General features: G+C 68.8%; 17 protein-coding genes. 12 read left to right on the forward strand and 5 right to left on the reverse strand.

Annotated features, from left to right (window positions below):
- Nucleotides 1–32 precede the first annotated feature (32 nt).
- The 10 genes from EJ913_RS20150 (at nucleotide 33) to gloA (ending at nucleotide 10,139) form a co-directional block, all read left to right on the forward strand.
- Nucleotides 33–815 (forward strand): phosphatidate cytidylyltransferase, encoded by a 783-nt coding sequence (locus EJ913_RS20150; RefSeq protein WP_238520398.1) that lies wholly within the window; start codon nucleotides 33–35, stop codon nucleotides 813–815.
- A complete protein-coding gene (locus EJ913_RS20155) occupies nucleotides 806–2,017 on the forward strand; it encodes a 1-deoxy-D-xylulose-5-phosphate reductoisomerase (RefSeq protein WP_127001205.1) in 1,212 nt (403 codons plus the stop codon). Before EJ913_RS20150 ends, EJ913_RS20155 begins: the two co-directional genes overlap by 10 nt.
- Nucleotides 2,018–2,053: 36 nt before the next feature.
- On the forward strand, nucleotides 2,054–3,187 hold the full coding sequence (gene rseP, locus EJ913_RS20160; protein ID WP_127001207.1) for an RIP metalloprotease RseP: 1,134 nt from the start codon (nucleotides 2,054–2,056) through the stop codon (nucleotides 3,185–3,187).
- 79 nt (nucleotides 3,188–3,266) lie between these two features.
- The gene (gene bamA, locus EJ913_RS20165) at nucleotides 3,267–5,543 is read left to right on the forward strand and encodes an outer membrane protein assembly factor BamA (protein ID WP_238520396.1); all 2,277 of its coding nucleotides are present in this window, start codon (nucleotides 3,267–3,269) and stop codon (nucleotides 5,541–5,543) included.
- A 1-nt stretch (nucleotide 5,544) separates the two neighbouring features.
- Nucleotides 5,545–6,198: an OmpH/Skp family outer membrane protein gene (locus EJ913_RS20170; RefSeq protein ID WP_127001211.1), complete on the forward strand. Its 654-nt coding sequence runs from the start codon at nucleotides 5,545–5,547 to the stop codon at nucleotides 6,196–6,198.
- A 205-nt stretch (nucleotides 6,199–6,403) separates the two neighbouring features.
- On the forward strand, nucleotides 6,404–6,886 hold the full coding sequence (fabZ, locus tag EJ913_RS20175; RefSeq protein ID WP_127001213.1) for a 3-hydroxyacyl-ACP dehydratase FabZ: 483 nt from the start codon (nucleotides 6,404–6,406) through the stop codon (nucleotides 6,884–6,886).
- Complete coding sequence (gene lpxA / locus EJ913_RS20180) at nucleotides 6,883–7,677, forward strand: acyl-ACP--UDP-N-acetylglucosamine O-acyltransferase (RefSeq protein ID WP_127001215.1); 795 nt, start codon at nucleotides 6,883–6,885, stop codon at nucleotides 7,675–7,677. Before fabZ ends, lpxA begins: the two co-directional genes overlap by 4 nt.
- A gap of 19 nt (nucleotides 7,678–7,696) precedes the next feature.
- Nucleotides 7,697–8,557 carry an LpxI family protein gene (locus EJ913_RS20185; protein WP_127001217.1) on the forward strand — a complete coding sequence of 287 codons (861 nt, stop codon included), beginning with the start codon at nucleotides 7,697–7,699 and terminating at the stop codon, nucleotides 8,555–8,557.
- Nucleotides 8,554–9,747, forward strand: a complete 1,194-nt coding sequence (gene lpxB, locus EJ913_RS20190) for a lipid-A-disaccharide synthase (protein ID WP_127001219.1) — start codon at nucleotides 8,554–8,556, stop codon at nucleotides 9,745–9,747. The genes EJ913_RS20185 and lpxB overlap by 4 nt, the downstream gene beginning before the upstream one ends.
- The gene (gene gloA / locus EJ913_RS20195; protein ID WP_127001221.1) at nucleotides 9,744–10,139 is read left to right on the forward strand and encodes a lactoylglutathione lyase; all 396 of its coding nucleotides are present in this window, start codon (nucleotides 9,744–9,746) and stop codon (nucleotides 10,137–10,139) included. Before lpxB ends, gloA begins: the two co-directional genes overlap by 4 nt.
- A gap of 7 nt (nucleotides 10,140–10,146) precedes the next feature.
- On the opposite strand, the gene EJ913_RS20200 is transcribed toward gloA, so the two are convergent.
- Complete coding sequence (locus EJ913_RS20200) at nucleotides 10,147–10,701, reverse strand: GNAT family N-acetyltransferase (protein ID WP_185909867.1); 555 nt, start codon at nucleotides 10,699–10,701, stop codon at nucleotides 10,147–10,149.
- Between the two features lie 117 nt (nucleotides 10,702–10,818).
- Between EJ913_RS20200 and EJ913_RS20205 the strand changes: the two genes are divergently transcribed.
- On the forward strand, nucleotides 10,819–11,736 hold the full coding sequence (locus EJ913_RS20205; protein WP_127001225.1) for a LysR substrate-binding domain-containing protein: 918 nt from the start codon (nucleotides 10,819–10,821) through the stop codon (nucleotides 11,734–11,736).
- A 3-nt stretch (nucleotides 11,737–11,739) separates the two neighbouring features.
- Here the strand turns inward: EJ913_RS20205 and ftrA are convergent, their stop codons facing one another.
- Nucleotides 11,740–12,705: a transcriptional regulator FtrA gene (gene ftrA, locus EJ913_RS20210; RefSeq protein ID WP_127001227.1), complete on the reverse strand. Its 966-nt coding sequence runs from the start codon at nucleotides 12,703–12,705 to the stop codon at nucleotides 11,740–11,742.
- A gap of 93 nt (nucleotides 12,706–12,798) precedes the next feature.
- On the opposite strand from ftrA, the gene EJ913_RS20215 reads away from it, so the two are divergent.
- Nucleotides 12,799–13,212 (forward strand): rhodanese-like domain-containing protein, encoded by a 414-nt coding sequence (locus tag EJ913_RS20215; protein WP_127001229.1) that lies wholly within the window; start codon nucleotides 12,799–12,801, stop codon nucleotides 13,210–13,212.
- 7 nt (nucleotides 13,213–13,219) lie between these two features.
- Here the strand turns inward: EJ913_RS20215 and EJ913_RS20220 are convergent, their stop codons facing one another.
- The 3 genes from EJ913_RS20220 to gltX all read right to left on the reverse strand — a co-directional run bounded on the left by EJ913_RS20220 (nucleotide 13,220) and on the right by gltX (nucleotide 16,236).
- Nucleotides 13,220–13,393, reverse strand: coding sequence for a hypothetical protein (locus EJ913_RS20220; protein ID WP_185909868.1), 174 nt, complete (start codon nucleotides 13,391–13,393; stop codon nucleotides 13,220–13,222).
- Nucleotides 13,394–13,415: 22 nt separating this feature from the next.
- Complete coding sequence (gltA, locus tag EJ913_RS20225; RefSeq protein ID WP_127001233.1) at nucleotides 13,416–14,729, reverse strand: citrate synthase; 1,314 nt, start codon at nucleotides 14,727–14,729, stop codon at nucleotides 13,416–13,418.
- Nucleotides 14,730–14,829: 100 nt separating this feature from the next.
- Complete coding sequence (gene gltX, locus EJ913_RS20230; RefSeq protein ID WP_127001235.1) at nucleotides 14,830–16,236, reverse strand: glutamate--tRNA ligase; 1,407 nt, start codon at nucleotides 16,234–16,236, stop codon at nucleotides 14,830–14,832.
- Nucleotides 16,237–16,244: the final 8 nt, after the last annotated feature.

Genomic DNA, 16,244 nt, shown 5'->3' on the forward strand with positions numbered 1-16,244 from the left:
ACCCCCAGCCGGCCAATCCCAAGACAGGGGATTTGAAGACCCGCGTGATCTCCGCGCTGGTCATGGCGCCCATCGTTCTGGGCGCCGTCTGGGCCGGTGGTTGGGTGTTCCGCGCCCTGATCGCGCTGGGCGCGGTCATCGCTATTTCCGAATGGATCAACATGGTGCCCAGCGCGCGCCGGCTTCCGGCCCGCGCGATCTCGGTCGTCGGCGTGCTGGCCGCGCTTGCCGCGCAGCTCGTCGCCGGTCCCTGGGCCGGGCTGGGCGTCGCCATCGCCTTTTCGCTGCTGACGGCGCTGGGCGGCGGCGGATCCGACCGAGGGCTGCTCGGCTTCGGCGTGTTCTACGTGTCGGTCGGCATCGCCGGGCTGATGTGGCTGCGCGACCTGCCGGGCGACGGGCTGGCGCTGTTCCTGTTCGCCATGCTGGCGATCTGGGCGACCGACATCGGCGCCTACGCCGCCGGCCGCTCCATCGGCGGGCCGAAGCTGGCCCCGCGCATCAGCCCCAAGAAGACCTGGGCCGGACTGATCGGCGGCATGGCGGCCTCGGCGCTGGTCGGCTGGCTGGTGGCGCTCGCCGTCGGCGCGGCCATGCCGGCCGTGGCGCTGCTGCTGGGCGCCGTGGCGGCGGTGGTGGGGCAGATAGGCGATCTCTTCGAATCGGCGGTCAAGCGCCGCTACAACGTGAAGGACAGCGGCCAGCTCATTCCCGGGCATGGCGGCATTCTGGACCGCATCGACGGGCTTCTGGTCGCCGCCCCGGTGCTGGCTGTGTTCCACGCGACCATCGGAAATTCTCTATCATGGTGGTGACGACGACGAACGCCGGTGCGGGTGACCCCCGGCGGGTGACGATCCTGGGATCGACCGGCTCGGTCGGCACCCAGACCGTGGACCTCGTCTCCCGCGATCCCGAGCGTTTCCCGGTCGAAGCGCTGACCGCCAACCGCAACGTCGCCCTGCTGGCCGATCAGGCCAAGCGCCTGAACGCCCGCCTCGCCGTGGTCGCCGACCCGGCCGGCCACGCCGAGTTGAAGGAGCGCCTCGCCGGCACCGGCATCGAGACCGCCGCCGGTCCGCAGGCGGTGGTCGAGGCCGCGCAGCGTCCCGCCGACTGGGTGATGGCCGCCATCGTCGGCGCCGCCGGGCTGGAGCCGACGCTCGCCGCCGTGCGCCGGGGCGCCATCGTCGCCTTCGCCAACAAGGAGGTGCTGGTCTGCGCCGGCGACCTGATGATGGAGGAGGTGCGCGCCCACGGCGCCACGCTGCTGCCGGTCGACAGCGAGCATTCCGCCATCTACCAGGTCTTCGACTTCGAGCGGAGCGGGACCGTCGCCCGGCTGATCCTGACCGCGTCCGGCGGCCCGTTCCGCACGAAGGACCGCGCCTTCATGGCGTCGGCGACCCGCGAGCAGGCGGTGGCCCACCCGACCTGGGACATGGGCGCCAAGATCTCGGTCGACAGCGCCACCATGATGAACAAGGGGCTGGAACTGATCGAGGCGCATTTCCTCTTCGGCATTCCGGAGGAGCGCATCGACGTCTTGATCCACCCGCAATCGGTCATCCATTCGCTGGTCGAGTACGTCGACGGCTCGGTGCTGGCGCAGCTCGGCACGCCGGACATGCGCACGCCCATCGCCTACGCGCTCGGCTGGCCGTCGCGCATCGCCACCCCGGCGGAGCGGCTGGACCTGACCAAGGCCGCCACCCTGACCTTCGAGGCGCCCGATCCCGTGCGGTTCCCGGCCCTGCGGCTGGCCCGCGCCGCCTTGCAAAGCGGGGGTGGCGCTCCTACTATTCTCAGTGCCGCCAACGAGGTGGCCGTCCAGGCGTTTCTCGACCGCCGGATCGGCTTCCTCGACATCGAAAGCGTCGTCGAGGGGACGTTGACAGCGTTGCCCCACCGCCCGCTGCGTGATCTTGCCGCAGTGCGCGAGGCTGACGCCGAGGCGCGCCGCGACGCCGCCGCGCGCGTGTTGGCCTGCGGTGCGACGGCGGTTGGCAACCGGTGATCCGAGATCGAGGCCCAGAAGGGCACAAAGGGTAAGATGGACATCATTGGCGGTTTCTGGACCTCGGTGCTCGCGTTCCTGCTGGTCCTCACCGTGCTCGTGTTCGTTCACGAGCTTGGCCATTACCTGGTGGCGCGGCGCAACGGCGTGCGGATCGAGGTCTTCTCCATCGGCTTCGGGCCGGAGCTGTTCGGCTTCAACGACCGGGCCGGCACGCGCTGGAAATTCAGCGCCCTGCCGCTGGGCGGCTACGTCAAGATGTTCGGCGACGCCGATCCGGCCAGCACCCCCGGCGCGCATCTGACGGCCATGTCGCCGGAAGAGCGCGCGGTGTCCTTCCATCACAAGCGGGTGGGGCAGCGCGCCGCCGTGGTCGCCGCCGGCCCCATCGCCAATTTCGTCTTCTCCATCACCGTGCTGGCCGTGCTGTTCGCCACCGCCGGCCAATCCTTCACGCCGGCCGACGTTGGCGGGGTGCAGCCGGGCAGCGCCGCCGAGCGCGCCGGGCTGCAGCCGGGCGACCTGATCCTATCCATCGACGGAGCCGGCATCCAGCGCTTCGAGGAAATCCGCCAGATCGTCTCGATCAAGCCGGGCGAGACCCTGCGCATGGAGATCGAGCGCGAGGGCAAGACCGTCACCCTGCCGGTCACCCCCGATTCGCGCGAGGTCGTCGACCGGCTCGGCAACGCCCACCGCATCGGCCAGCTCGGCATCACGCGCGGCAGCGTCGATATGAAGCGGCACGACCCGGTGACGGCCGTCTGGCAGGCGGTGCGCGAGGTGACCGGCATGATCACCGGCACCTTCACGGCGCTCGGCCAGATGATCGAGGGATCGCGCGGCACCGAGGAGCTGGGGGGGCCGTTGCGCATCGCCCAGATGTCGGGCGAGGTGGCGCAATCGGGCTGGTATCCGCTGGTCTGGTTCATGACCTTCCTGTCGGTCAATCTTGGGCTGATCAATCTGTTTCCGGTGCCGATGCTCGACGGCGGCCATCTGCTGTTCTACGCCATCGAAGGCGTGCGCGGCCGTCCTCTTGGAGCGAGAGCGCAAGAATACGGTTTCCGCATTGGACTGGCTTTGGTATTAACGCTCATGGTCTTCGCCACGTGGAACGACCTGGATCAACTCCGCGTGTTCGATTTCTTCCGGGGACTGGTGTCTTAAGCCCAGCCCCATGCCAGGGAGCGTGATTTTGCCGGTGTCGAGCAGAGTTTTGGCGGCGGGCCTGTTGGCCAGCTGCGCCATGACGACGGTGTCTGTCGCCCTCGCCCAAACGGGTTCGCCGCTCACGGCGCCTGGAACGCTGGTCGCGCAGGTCTTTACCGGCGGGACGGTGCGGGATATCCGGGTCGAGGGGATTCAGCGAATCGAAGCCTCCACGGTCCGCTCCTACATGACGATCCAGCCGGGCGACCCGTTCGATCCCGACCGGATCGACAGCTCGCTGAAGGCGCTGTTTGCGACCGGCCTGTTCGCCGACGTGTCGCTGAAACGCGAGGGCGACGCCCTGGTCGCGGTGGTCGTGGAAAACCCGATCATCAACCGCATCGCCTTCGAGGGCAACAAGCGGATCGAAAAGGACAACCTGGAAAAGGAAATCCAGCTGCGCCCGCGCGTGGTCTACACGCGGACCCGCGTGCAGAGCGACGTCCAGCGCATCCAGGACATCTACCGCCGCCAGGGCCGCTTCGCCGCGACCGTCGAGCCGAAGATCATCCAGCTCGACCAGAACCGCGTCGATCTGGTGTTCGAGATCAACGAGGGTGTCCGCACCGGCGTGCGAGGCATCACCTTCGTCGGCAACGAGAAGTTCTCCGACGGCTCGCTCCGCGAAGCGGTGCAGACCAAGGAAACCGCGTGGTGGCGGTTCCTCACCTCGGACGACAACTACGATCCCGACCGGCTGAACTACGACCGCGACCTGCTGCGCCGCTTCTACCTGAAGGAAGGCTACGCCGATTTCCGCGTCGTCTCCTCGGTGGCCGAGCTGACGCCGGACCGCGAGGCGTTCTTCATCACCTTCACGGTCGAGGAAGGCGAGCGCTACAAGTTCGGCAAGGTCGACATCAAGACCTCCCTGAAGCAGCTCGACCCCGCCGCGCTCCAGGCCATCCTGTCGACCCGGGAAGGCGACTGGTACAACGCGCAGGAGGTGGAGAACACCATCACCAAGCTGACCACCGCGGTCGGCGACCTGCAATACGCCTTCGTGGACATCCGGCCGCGCATCTCGCGCAACCGCGAGACCCAGAGCGTCGACATCACCTACGAGATCAACGAGGGCCCGCGCGTCTTCGTCGACCGCATCGACATCAACGGCAACGTCCGCACGCTGGACAAGGTGATCCGGCGCGAGATGCTGCTGTCGGAAGGCGACCCGTTCAGCTCGTCCAAGCTGAAGCGCTCGGAACAGCGCATCAAGGATCTGGGCTATTTCGAACGCGTGACCATCACGTCGGGCGAGAGCGGCGCGCCCGACCGCTCGGTCGTGAACGTCGAGGTGGCGGAGCAGTCGACCGGTGAAATCTCGGTCGGCGCCGGCTTCTCGACCTCCGACGGTCCCTTGGGCGACTTCTCGATCCGCGAGCGCAACCTGCTCGGCCGCGGCCAGGATCTGCGCTTCGGCGCCACGATTTCCGGCGTCCGCCAGGAATACGACGTCTCCTTCACGGAGCCGTATTTCCTCGACCGCGACCTGTCGGCCGGCGTGGACGTCTTCCGGGTCCGCCGCGACTACCAAGACGAAAGCTCCTTCAACGAGAAGAACACCGGCCTCGCGCTGCGCCTGGGCTTCCCGCTGACCGAACGCCTGCGCCAGCGCGTCTACTACCAGCTCCAGGACACCCTGATCGAGGAGGTGCCGACCACCGCCTCGAAATACGTGCAGGAGCAGCGCGGCGAGCGTCTGACCTCGTTGATTGGCCAGGAGCTGACCTACGACACGCGCAACAGCAAGCTGTCGCCGACCGAGGGTTACTTCATCCGCCTGACCAACGACATCGCCGGTCTCGGCGGGTCGGTGCGCTTCCTGCGCAACCGTCTGGCCGGCGGCTACTACGTGCCGCTGGGCGGCGAGAGCTGGGTGCTCAGCACCACCGGCGAACTCGGCTACATCCTCGGCCTCGGCCAGAAGGTGGCGTTGGCGGACCGCTTCTTCATCGGCGGCGACACGCTGCGCGGCTTCAACACCGCCGGCATCGGCCCGCGCGACATCATCACCGGCGACGCGCTGGGCGGCACCCGCTACGCCCGCGCCTCGGTGGAGATGAGCTTCCCGTTCGGCCTTCCGGAAGAGTTCGGCCTGCAGGGTCACGCCTTCACCGACGTGGGTTCGCTGGGCAAGGTCGACATCAGCGATCCGAACGTGAAGGACAACGAATCGATCCGGGTGTCGGTCGGCACCGGCGTGTCGTGGAAATCGCCGTTCGGGCCGATCCGGCTCGACGTCGCCCTGCCGCTGCGCAGGGAAGACTACGACAAGAAAGAGCTCATCCGCTTCAGCTTCGGAACCAGGTTCTAAGATGCAATCCAGCACGCTCAAGGCGACGCTTCGCGCCGCCGCCCTGTCGGTCGCCGTGACCGCCGGTCTGTCCTACGCCCCGGCGGTCCTGGCCCAGGCGGCTCCGAAGCCGGCCGCTCCGGCGGCAACGCCGGCCCCGGCTCCGGCCGCCGCCCCGGCTGCCCCCGCGACGGGCGAGCTGAAGGCGCCGGTCATCGCCGTGATCGACGTCCAGAAGATCATGCAGGACTCCGTCGCTTCGAAGGGGATCTCCAAATCCTTCGAGACGCTGCGCGAGACCTACCAGAAGGAAATCTCGACGCTCGAGGACAAGCTGCGCAAGGGCGAGGACGAGCTGCGCAAGCAGCAGACCGTCCTGGCGCCCGAGGCGCTCGCTAACAAGCGCCGCGATTTCGAGAAGCAGGTCGCGGAGGTCCAGAAGACCGTCCAGTCCCGCAAGCGCGTGCTGGAGACCTCGCTGAACGAGGCGATGGCCGTCGTCCACAAGACGATGGTCGAGGTCGTGGCCGACATCTCGCGCGAGCGCGGCGCCAATCTGGTGCTTGCCCGTCAGCAGTTCGTTCTGGTCGACACCCAGCTCGACGTGACCGAGACGGTGCTGGACCGCGTGAACAAGAAGCTGCCGCAGGTCGCGCTGAACGTTCCCAAGCCGTAAGAAGGCCCAAGGTCCGGGGCCGCCATTCTCCCTCCGGGGAGGGTGGCGGCTTTTTCCGTCAAGGTGGCGACGATTGCAGTCGCGGCGGAAATCGGGCAAGAAGGCGACGAAGAATTCAGACGCCGCGTCGATGCGGCGCCCCGGTCCCATTTTTTCGGGAACGCGGAAACTCTTGGCGGTGTTTGGAAAGGCGGGCGGCCGGACGATGGATGTAGCGGCAGAGAACAACGAACAGAACAACACGATGCCCGACCTCGACGTGATGCGGATCATGCAGATGATCCCGCACCGTTACCCGATCCTGATGATCGAGCGGGTGGTCGACATCGTGCTGGGCGAAAGCGCCACCGGCATCAAGAACGTCTCAATCAACGAGCCCTTCTTCCAGGGCCATTTCCCGTCGCGTCCGGTGATGCCCGGCGTGCTGATCATCGAGGCGATGGCCCAGACCTCCGCCGTGCTCGTCGTCGGCACGCTGGGGCCGGAGGCCGAGGGCAAGCTGGTCTATTTCATGACGGTGGACGAGGCGCGCTTCCGCCGGCCGGTGACGCCGGGCGACACCATCCACATCCACGTCACCAAGCAGCGCAAGCGCGCCAACGTGTGGAAGTTCAAGGGCGAGGCCAAGGTCAACGGCGTCCTCGTCGCCGAAGCCGTCTATTCCGCCATGATCCTGGACGAGAAATGACCGTAACGATCCATCCGTCCGCCATCGTCGATCCCTCCGCCAAGCTGGGCGAGGGCGTGTCGGTCGGCCCCTTCTGCGTGGTCGGCCCGAACGTCGAACTGGGCGACGGCGTGCGGCTGGTGTCCCACGTCGCGGTGGACGGACGGACGCGCATCGGAGCGGGGACGGAGATCTACCCCTTCGCCTCCATCGGCCATCGTCCGCAGGATCTGAAGTTCCACGGCGAGCCGTCGGAGTTGGTCATCGGCGCGCGGAACCAGATCCGCGAGCATGTGACCATGAACCCCGGCACCGAGGGCGGCGGCATGCTGACCCGTGTCGGCGACGACGGGCTGTTCATGATGGGCTCGCACGTCGCGCACGACTGCGTCGTCGGCGACCACGTCATCCTGGCGAACAACGCGACCTTGGGCGGTCACGTGACGCTGGGCGACTACGTCATCATCGGCGGGCTGTCGGCGGTGCGCCAGTTCGTGCGCATCGGCGCCCACGCCATGATCGGCGGCATGTCGGGCGTCGAGAACGACGTGATTCCCTTCGGCCTCGTCATGGGCGACCGGGCGCGTCTGGCCGGGCTGAACCTCGTCGGGCTGGAGCGGCGCGGCTTCAAGAAGGACGACATCCACGCGTTGCGCGCCGCCTACCGCATGCTGTTCGGTCCGGAGGGCACCTTCGCCGAGCGGGTGGAGGGAGTCGGCCGCGATTTCGGCGAGCGCGCCCTGATCGCCGACGTGCTCGACTTCATCCGCGCCAAGGAGGCCCGGTCCCTCTGCCAGCCGCGCGAAGGCTGAGACGGCGGAGACCCGTCCGATGACGGCTGTTCCGCCCAAACTCGGCATCCTGGCCGGCGGCGGCACGTTGCCGGCCAGGATCGCGGCGGCGGCGCTGGGCCAGGGGCGCGCGGTGTTCCTCGTGGCCTTCGATGGCCACACCGACCCGGAGACGGTCGCCGGACTGCCCCATCTGTGGAGCCGCTTCGGCGCCGCCGGAACGATCATCCGCCGGCTGCACGACGAGGGCGTCGCCGACGTGGTGTTCGCCGGGCCGGTCAAGCGCCCTTCCTTCACCGAGCTGCTGCCCGATTGGCGGACCACGCGCTTCCTGGCGCGGGTCGGCACGCGCGCGCTCGGCGACGACGGACTTCTGCGCTCGGTGGTGCGCGAACTGGAGGAGGACGGCTTCCGGGTCGTCGGCTTGCACGATTTGCTCAAGGATTTGCTGACGGCGCCCGGCCCGGTCGGGTCGCTGGTCCCGGACGAGGCGGCGTGGCGCGACATCGCGCGCGCCGCGCAGGTGGCGCGCGCGCTGGGCGACCTCGACGTCGGTCAGGGGGCAGTGGTCCAGCAGGGCATCGTCCTGGCGGTGGAGGCCATTGAGGGCACCGACGCCATGCTGGCGCGCTGCGCCGGTCTGGCGCGGCCGGGGCCGGGCGGGGTGCTGGTCAAGGTGAGGAAGCCACGCCAGGACAAGCGCATCGACCTGCCGACCATGGGGGTGACGACGGTGGAGAACGCCGCCGCCGCCGGCCTGCGCGGCGTCGCCGTGGAGGCGGGGGGAAGCCTGCTGATCGACCGCGCGGCGGTGGCCGAGGTGGCTGACCGGCTGGGGCTGTTTGTGATCGGCATCGACGCGCCCGAACCCACCGTATCCTCCGATGGGACCGTCCCATGAGCGTGCCCACCCTGTTCCTGATCGCGGGCGAGCCGTCGGGCGACGCGCTGGGTGCCCGGCTGATGGCGTCGGCCAAGCGTCTGACCGGCGGCCGGGTGCGGTTCCAGGGCATCGGCGGCGAGAAGATGATCGCCGAGGGGCTGGAAAGCCTCTTTCCCATGGGCGAACTGACGTTGTTCGGAATCTTCGAACTGCTGCCGCATCTGCCCAACCTGATCCGCCGCATCGACCAGACGGTCGCTGCGGTGCTGCGCGACCGTCCCGACGCGGTGATCGGCATCGATTCGCCGGGCTTCACCGTCCGCGTCGCCAAGAAGCTGCGCGCGGCGGCGCCCGAGCTTCCGCTGATCCATTACGTGGCGCCGACCGTCTGGGCCTGGAAGCCGAAGCGGGCGGCGAAATACGCGGCGATCTACGACCATCTGCTGGCGATCCTGCCCTTCGAACCGCCCTATTTCGAGCGCGAGGGGCTGGCCTGCACCTTCGTCGGCCATTCGGTGGTCGAAGGCGGGGCCGGCAAGGGCGACGCCGCCCGCTTCCGCCGCGAGCACGGGCTGACGCCGGACGATCGGCTGGTCACCATGCTGCCCGGCAGCCGGAAGGGCGAGGTCTCGCGGCTGCTTCCCGATTTCCGCGCGACGCTGGAACGGCTGCTGCCGACCCATCCGGGGCTGGTGGCCGTGGTGCCGACCGTTGCCACCGTGCGCGACCGTGTGGCGGCGGCCGTCGCCGGCTGGCCGCTGCGGGTGATCCTGGTCGAGGGCGACTCCGCCAAATACGACGCCTTCGCGGCCTCGGAGGCGGCGCTCGCCGCGTCGGGAACGGTGGCGCTGGAACTGGCGCTCGCCCGGCTGCCGACGGTGATCGCCTACCGGCTCAACCCGGTGACGGTGGCGCTCTACCGGCGCCTGATCCGGGTGAAATACGTCAACCTCGTCAACCTGATGCTCGACCGCATGCTGGTGCCGGAACTGCTGCAGCAGGACTGCCGGCCCGACCGGCTGGCCGAAGAATTAGGACGCCTGCTGGACGACCCGCAGGCGCGCCAGAAGCAGATCGACGGGGTGGCCGAGGTCGCCCGCTGGCTGGGGCAGGGCGACACGCCGCCCAGCGAGCGGGCCGCCCGCGTCATTCTCGACATCGTAGCCCACCACCACCCCAACCCCGAAACGGGAGAGGCAAGGCCATGAGCGACTTCCGACTGTTGCACACGATGCTGCGCGTCCTGGACATGGACAAATCCGTCGATTTCTACACCCGCCTGCTCGGCATGAAGCTGCTGCGCCGCAACGACTACGAGGGGGGCCGCTTCACCCTGGCCTTCGTCGGCTACGGCGACGAATCCGACACGGCGGTGCTGGAACTGACCCACAACTGGGACCAGAAGGAACCCTACGAGATCGGCACCGCCTACGGCCACATCGCGATCGGCGTGCCGGACATTTATGCCACCTGCGAAAAGCTGGCTGCCGAGGGTGTCAAGATCCCGCGCCCGCCCGGCCCGATGAAGCACGGCACCACCGTGATCGCCTTCATCGAGGATCCGGACGGCTACAAGGTCGAGCTGATCGAAAAGAAGTAAGGACGCCTCAAAGCCGGCGGTGGAACAGCACGGTGTCGTGATACCGGCCGTCGGCCTCCAGCGTGTGGTCGGGCAACACCCCGGCCTGGATCCAGCCGGTGGATCGGTAGAACGGTTCGCCGACGTCGCCGGCCAGCGTGTCCAGTTGCAGCACGATGCGCCCCTGCTCTCGGGCCGAGGCGCAGAGGTCCTCCATCAGCCGGCGCGCGATGCCGCGCCGGCGGTGGGCGCTGTGGACCAGCAGCTTCCGCACCTCGGCGCGGTGCCGGGCGTTCTGCTTCGGGCTGGGCACCAGCTGCACGCACCCGGCCACCGCGCCCTCCGCGTCGCGCGCCACCAGCAGAGTCAAATGCCCACCGGCCAGATCGGCGGCGATCTCGTCCCAGAACGCGCGGTTCAGGGTTGGGTCGAGCGGCGCGTGAAAGCCGACCGACGCGCCGCTGGCGACGGCGTCCTCCAGCAAGGCCTCCAACCCGGCCCGCAGTGCGGGTTCGTCCAGGCGGGTGACGGAACAGATGGTCAAGCCATCGGCGGCGTGGGGGAGGGGGGCGTGGGTGTCCATGGCCGAAGCTTGCCGCCGCCGGGGCCGACCGTCCATTGACTTCGAAACGGAGGGGTGTGAGCTTTTCTCACAGCGTCCTCCCGCCGTTTCCGATCCTGTCCGCCAGTGAACCCCGCCATGCCGCGCCTTCCCCTGACCGCCCTGGCCGCCTTCGAGGCCGCCGCCCGCTGCGGCAGCATGACGGGCGCCGCCGCCGAGATCGGCCTGACCCACGGCGCCATCAGCCGGCAGGTGGGTGATCTTGAGAAGCAACTCGGCACCCGGCTGTTCGAGCGCACCCCGCGCGGGCTGGTGCTGACCCACGCCGGGCGCGATCTGGCGCGCGCCTGCACCGGCGGGTTGGGCCGGATGGGTGAGGCTCTGGAGCGGATCGGCCGCGACGGACCGCAACGGCTGCGCATCGCCGCGCCGGCCGCCTGGGCGGCGCTGTGGCTGCTGCCGAGGTTGCCGCGCTTTCTGGAGGGCTGGCCGGGTCTGCGTGTGGATCTGGACACCGGCAACATCGACCGGCCGGTGGAGGCCGAGTCCGGATGGGTGGTGATCCGCTATGTGCGGGGCGGAGACGACTCGCCCGATGGCGACACGCTGTCGGACGAACCGCTCTTCCCGGTCTGCGCCCCGAACCTTGCGGAGACGCTGCGCGGCCCGGCCGATCTGGCTGCCCTGACCTTGCTGCATTTCCACTCCTCTCCCGACTGGAGCCTGTGGCGGGCCGAGGCGGCGCTGGATGGGCTGGACAGCTCGGGCGGTCTGGGCTTCTCCGACTCCGTCCTGGTTTTGCGGGCGGCGGAGTCCGGGATGGGGATCGCGCTGGGGCGTCCATCGCTGGCGCTCGACAGCCTGGAGGCCGGGCGGCTGGTCTGCCCCTTCGGTCCGGTGGCGCCAATCGGTGACCGTTACGTTCTCACCGCGCCGGGGCCGGAGCGCGGGCGTCCCGTGTCGCGGGCGTTTCGCGCGTGGCTGCTGTCGGAGGCCGGCGAGGATGCCCGCAGCTTTCGCGCCTGGGTCCGGGACCGGTTCCGAGGAGAACCGTAGCCCTTACGCCGACCGGCGGAAGCGTGCCCGGTAAGTCGCCGGGCTGATCCCCAGCCTCTGGCGGAAGTGGTGGCGCAGAGTCGCGGCGGAGCCGAAGCCGGCCCGTGTCGCGACCTCCTCCACCGCCGTCTCGCCGTTTTCCAGCAGGCTCCGTGCCCGGGCCAGACGTTCGGCCAGCAGCCATTCGCCCGGCGTCTGGCCGGTCAGCGCGTTGAAGCGGCGCAGGAAGGTGCGCAGGCTCATCCCCGCCCGCTCGGCCATGGAGGCCAAGCTGTGCTCCTCTCCCAGCCGGTCCCGCAGATGGTCGAGCAGGGGCCCGAGCCGCGCGCCCTCCCGCGCGGTGGGGACCGGCGCCTCGATGAACTGGGCCTGCCCGCCCTCGCGGTGCGGCGGCACGACCAGCCGGCGGGCGACGCTGTTGGCGGCGTCGGGGCCGAAATCCCGCCGCACCAGATGCAGGCAGAGGTCGATCCCGGCGGCGCTGCCGGCGGAGGTCAGGATGTTGCCCTCGTCCACGTACAGCACGTCGGGCGCCACGCGGATGTCGGGGTAAAGATCGGCCAGCGCCGCGGCGTAGCGCCAATGCGTGGTGGCGCGCCGCCCGTTCAGCAGCCCGGCGGCGGCGAGGACGAAGGCGCCCGAGCAGATCGACAGGATGCGGGCGCCGCGCGCGTCCGCCCGTTGCAACGCCGCGGTCAGCGCGGGGGGAACCGGCTCCCGCGCGCCGCGCCAGCCGGGAACCACGATGGTGGAGGCCTCGTCCAGCAGTTCCAGCCCGCCATCGGCCATCACCCGGATGCCGCCCATCGCCCGCAGCGGGCCGGAATCGAGCGCGGCGACGGCGAAGCGGTACCAGCCCGGTCCCAGCTCCGGGCGCGGCAGGCCGAACACCTCGACGGCGACGCCGAATTCGAAGGTGCAGAGACCGTCATAGGCGAGGACGGCGACGAGAGGGGATTGGTTTGGCACGGCATGCACGGTAACTGGCAATCGCGCCACTTTCCAGCCCGCCGCCGCTGCGACACCCTACGCCCACTTATGAACTTTGTTGGAGTGTGCGCCATGCCGAGTCCAAGTCTGGTCGCCGAAATCCCCGCAGCCCCGTCCCATCTGGCCGCCGAGCATTTCGCGCGGCGCCTGTCGCTGGAGACCGATTGCTGGGACGTGCAGGAGTCGCTGAAGGGCGCCGCCGGTGACTTTGTCCTGCTCGACGTGCGCGGGCCGGCGGCCTACGCGGCGGGCCACGCGCCGGGGGCGATCAACCTGCCGCACGGCAAGATCACGGCGCGGCGGATGGAGGCGTGGGAGGAGGGGACTCTGTTCGTTGTCTACTGCGCCGGGCCGCACTGCAACGGGGCCGACCGGGCGGCGTTGCGTCTGGCGCGGCTGGGGCGGCCGGTCAAACTGATGATCGGCGGCATGACGGGGTGGGCGGACGAGGGCTTCGCCGTCGTTACCGGAAACGACGCGGGCTAGACGGCCGTCAGATCAGCACGATCCCGGCGAGCAACGCCAGGATCAGCAGATAGACCACCAGCCGGCGCAGGCGCCAGCCGAGCGGCGCCTTGTTGTCGTTGGCCGGCGGGTGCAGACGCACCCGCCGGGCCGGCACGATGAACGCAGCCGGGTCCTGGGCGGCTCCGTTGGAGCCGCCCATGCCGATACGGGCTGTGGGACGGTTACCCACGCTCGTTCAGCGGCACGAAGGGCCGCTTGTTTTCGCCGGTGAAGAGCTGGCGCGGACGGCCGATCTTCTGGACGGGATCCTCGATCATCTCCTTCCACTGGCTGATCCAGCCGACGGTGCGGGCCAGCGCGAACAGCACGGTGAACATGCTGGTCGGGAAGCCCATCGCCTTCAGGATGATGCCCGAGTAGAAGTCGACGTTCGGGTACAGCTTCTTCTCGACGAAATACGGGTCGGAGAGGGCGATCTTCTCCAGCTCCATCGCGATGTCGAGCAGCGGCTCGTTCTTGATGCCGAGCTCGGCCAGGACCTCGTGGCAGGTCTCGCGCATGACCTGGGCGCGCGGGTCGTAGTTCTTGTAGACCCGGTGACCGAAGCCCATCAGGCGGAAGTTGTCGTTCTTGTCCTTGGCGCGGCGGACGATCTCCGGAATGCGATCGACCGAGCCGATCTCCTCCAGCATCTTCAGCACGGCCTCGTTGGCGCCGCCATGGGCCGGACCCCAGAGCGAGGCGATGCCGGCCGCGATGCACGCGAACGGGTTGGCGCCCGACGAGCCGGCCAAACGGACGGTCGAGGTCGAGGCGTTCTGCTCGTGGTCGGCGTGCAGGATGAAGATCTTGTCCATCGCCTTGGACAGGATCGGGTTGACCTTGTACGGCTCGCAGGGCGTGCCGAAGGTCATGTACAGGAAGTTTTCCGCGTAGGTCAGGTCGTTGCGCGGGTACATGAACGGCTGGCCGACCGAGTACTTGTAGGCCATCGCGGCGATGGTCGGCATCTTGGCGATCAGGCGGTGCGCGGCGATCTTGCGCTCCACCGGATCCTCGATGTCGGTCGAGTCGTGGTAGAAGGCCGACAAGGCGCCGACGACGCCGCACATGATGGCCATCGGGTGCGCGTCGCGACGGAAGCCGCTGTAGAACTTCGTCAGCTGCTCGTGCACCATCGAGTGGCGGCGCAGGATGACGTCGAACTCGGTGCTCTCGGCGGCGGTCGGCAGGTGGCCGTTCAGCAGCAGGAAGCAGACTTCCGGGAAGGTCGAGTTCTTGGCCAGCTCGTCGATGGCGTAGCCGCGGTGCAGCAGGACGCCTTCGTCGCCGTCGATGTAGGTGATCGCCGACTCGCAGGAGCCGGTGGACGTGAAGCCCGGATCGTAGGTGAAGTAACCGGTCGCGGCGTAGAGCTTGCGGATGTCGATCACGCTCGGCCCCACGCTGCCGTGCAGCACCGGCATCGTGACCTGTTTGCCCGTTTTGTTGTCGATGAGGGTGACGGTGTCGTTGCCGTCCTCAGTCTGGGTCATCTCGGCACGTCCTTATCGTTGAGGTCTGGGCTTGGTGCCCTTTTTTGATCGGCGCAGCATAGTTCCAAGCCCGCCCGATGGCAACGAACGGAAAGACCCTTTATGCTGCACCCGCTGCATCGCGGATGCGAGACAAGGTCTCGTCACGGCCCAACAATTCGGCGACCTCGAAGATCGGCGGGGACACCGTCGACCCGGTCAGCGCGGCGCGCAACGGCTGCGCGACCTTGCCCAATTTCTCGCCACGCGCCTCGGCGAAGGCGCGCACGCGGCCTTCCAGCGCCGAGGCGGTGAATTCCGGCTCCTCCGCGAACTGCGCGGCCAGATCCGTCAACAGGCTGCGGCCCTTTTCGTCCAACAGCGCCGACGCCTTTTCATCGACCGGCAGCGGGCGCGCGGCGACGTAGAAGCGGGCGCTCTGGGCGAGGTCGACGACGGTGCGGGCGCGCTGCTTCAGCCCGTTCATGGCGCGGGTCAGCAGGTCGCGGTCGGCCTCGGTCAGGGCGCGGCCAAGATCGGCCTCCAGGCGCGGGGCGACCAGCCCGACCAGCCGTGCGTCGTCGGCCAGACGCATGTAATGGGCGTTCAGGCTGTCGAGCTTGGCGAAGTCGAAGCGCGACGGCGAGCGGCCGATGCTCTCCAGGTCGAACCACTCTATGGCCTGCTCGGTCGAGATGATCTCCTCGTCGCCGTGCGACCAGCCCAGCCGCAGCAGGTAGTTGCGCACCGCCTCCGGGAGATAGCCGAGATCACGGTAGGCGTCGACGCCGAGCGCCCCGTGGCGCTTGGACAGCTTCGCGCCGTCGGCGCCGTGGATCAGCGGGATGTGGCCGAAGCGCGGCAGATCCCAGCCCATGGAATGGAAGATCTGGATCTGGCGGAAGGTGTTGGTCAGATGGTCGTCGCCGCGCACGACGTGGGTCACGCCCATGTCGTGGTCGTCCACCACCACCGCCAGCAGATAGGTTGGGGTGCCGTCGGCGCGCAGCAGGATCAAGTCGTCGAGCTGGGCGTTCTGCACCGTCACCTCGCCCTGGACGAGGTCGTTCAGGACGGTCTCGCCCTCCTGCGGGGCTTTCAGGCGGATGACGGGGGCGACGCCTTCCGGCGCGTCGGAGTCGGGGCGGTCGCGCCAGCGGCCGTCGTAGCGCATCGGCTGGCCGGCGGCCTTCTGGGCGGCGCGCATGGCGTCCAGCTCCTCCGGGCTGCAATAGCAGCGGTAGGCCTTGCCGGCGGCCAGCATCTGGTGGGCGACCTCGGCGTGGCGGTCCTTGCGCTCGAACTGGCTGACGGCGTCGCCTTCCCAATCCAGACCCAACCACTGGAGTCCGTCGAGGATCGCGTCCACGGCGGCCTGGGTGGAGCGTTGCCGGTCGGTGTCCTCGATCCGCAACAGGAACTTGCCGCCCATCCGCTTGGCGTACAGCCAGTTGAACAGGGCGGTGCGGCCACCGCCGATGTGGAGAAAGCCGGTGGGCGAGGGGGCGAAACGGGTGACGACAGTCATCGGTGTCT

It is taken from the genome of Azospirillum doebereinerae (assembly GCF_003989665.1).
Lineage (GTDB): Bacteria > Pseudomonadota > Alphaproteobacteria > Azospirillales > Azospirillaceae > Azospirillum > Azospirillum doebereinerae.

Coding starts and splice junctions, on each gene's coding strand:
- EJ913_RS20215 (WP_127001229.1), top strand. CDS start 12,799: ATGCCGAGTCCAAGTCTGGTCGCCGAAATCCCCGCAGCCCCGTCCCAT.
- lpxB (WP_127001219.1), top strand. CDS start 8,554: ATGAGCGTGCCCACCCTGTTCCTGATCGCGGGCGAGCCGTCGGGCGAC.
- EJ913_RS20220 (WP_185909868.1), bottom strand. CDS start 13,393: ATGGGCGGCTCCAACGGAGCCGCCCAGGACCCGGCTGCGTTCATCGTG.
- rseP (WP_127001207.1), top strand. CDS start 2,054: ATGGACATCATTGGCGGTTTCTGGACCTCGGTGCTCGCGTTCCTGCTG.
- gltA (WP_127001233.1), bottom strand. CDS start 14,729: ATGACCCAGACTGAGGACGGCAACGACACCGTCACCCTCATCGACAAC.
- EJ913_RS20185 (WP_127001217.1), top strand. CDS start 7,697: ATGACGGCTGTTCCGCCCAAACTCGGCATCCTGGCCGGCGGCGGCACG.
- gltX (WP_127001235.1), bottom strand. CDS start 16,236: ATGACTGTCGTCACCCGTTTCGCCCCCTCGCCCACCGGCTTTCTCCAC.
- bamA (WP_238520396.1), top strand. CDS start 3,267: ATGACGACGGTGTCTGTCGCCCTCGCCCAAACGGGTTCGCCGCTCACG.
- gloA (WP_127001221.1), top strand. CDS start 9,744: ATGAGCGACTTCCGACTGTTGCACACGATGCTGCGCGTCCTGGACATG.
- EJ913_RS20170 (WP_127001211.1), top strand. CDS start 5,545: ATGCAATCCAGCACGCTCAAGGCGACGCTTCGCGCCGCCGCCCTGTCG.
- EJ913_RS20155 (WP_127001205.1), top strand. CDS start 806: ATGGTGGTGACGACGACGAACGCCGGTGCGGGTGACCCCCGGCGGGTG.
- EJ913_RS20200 (WP_185909867.1), bottom strand. CDS start 10,701: ATGGACACCCACGCCCCCCTCCCCCACGCCGCCGATGGCTTGACCATC.
- lpxA (WP_127001215.1), top strand. CDS start 6,883: ATGACCGTAACGATCCATCCGTCCGCCATCGTCGATCCCTCCGCCAAG.
- EJ913_RS20205 (WP_127001225.1), top strand. CDS start 10,819: ATGCCGCGCCTTCCCCTGACCGCCCTGGCCGCCTTCGAGGCCGCCGCC.
- fabZ (WP_127001213.1), top strand. CDS start 6,404: ATGGATGTAGCGGCAGAGAACAACGAACAGAACAACACGATGCCCGAC.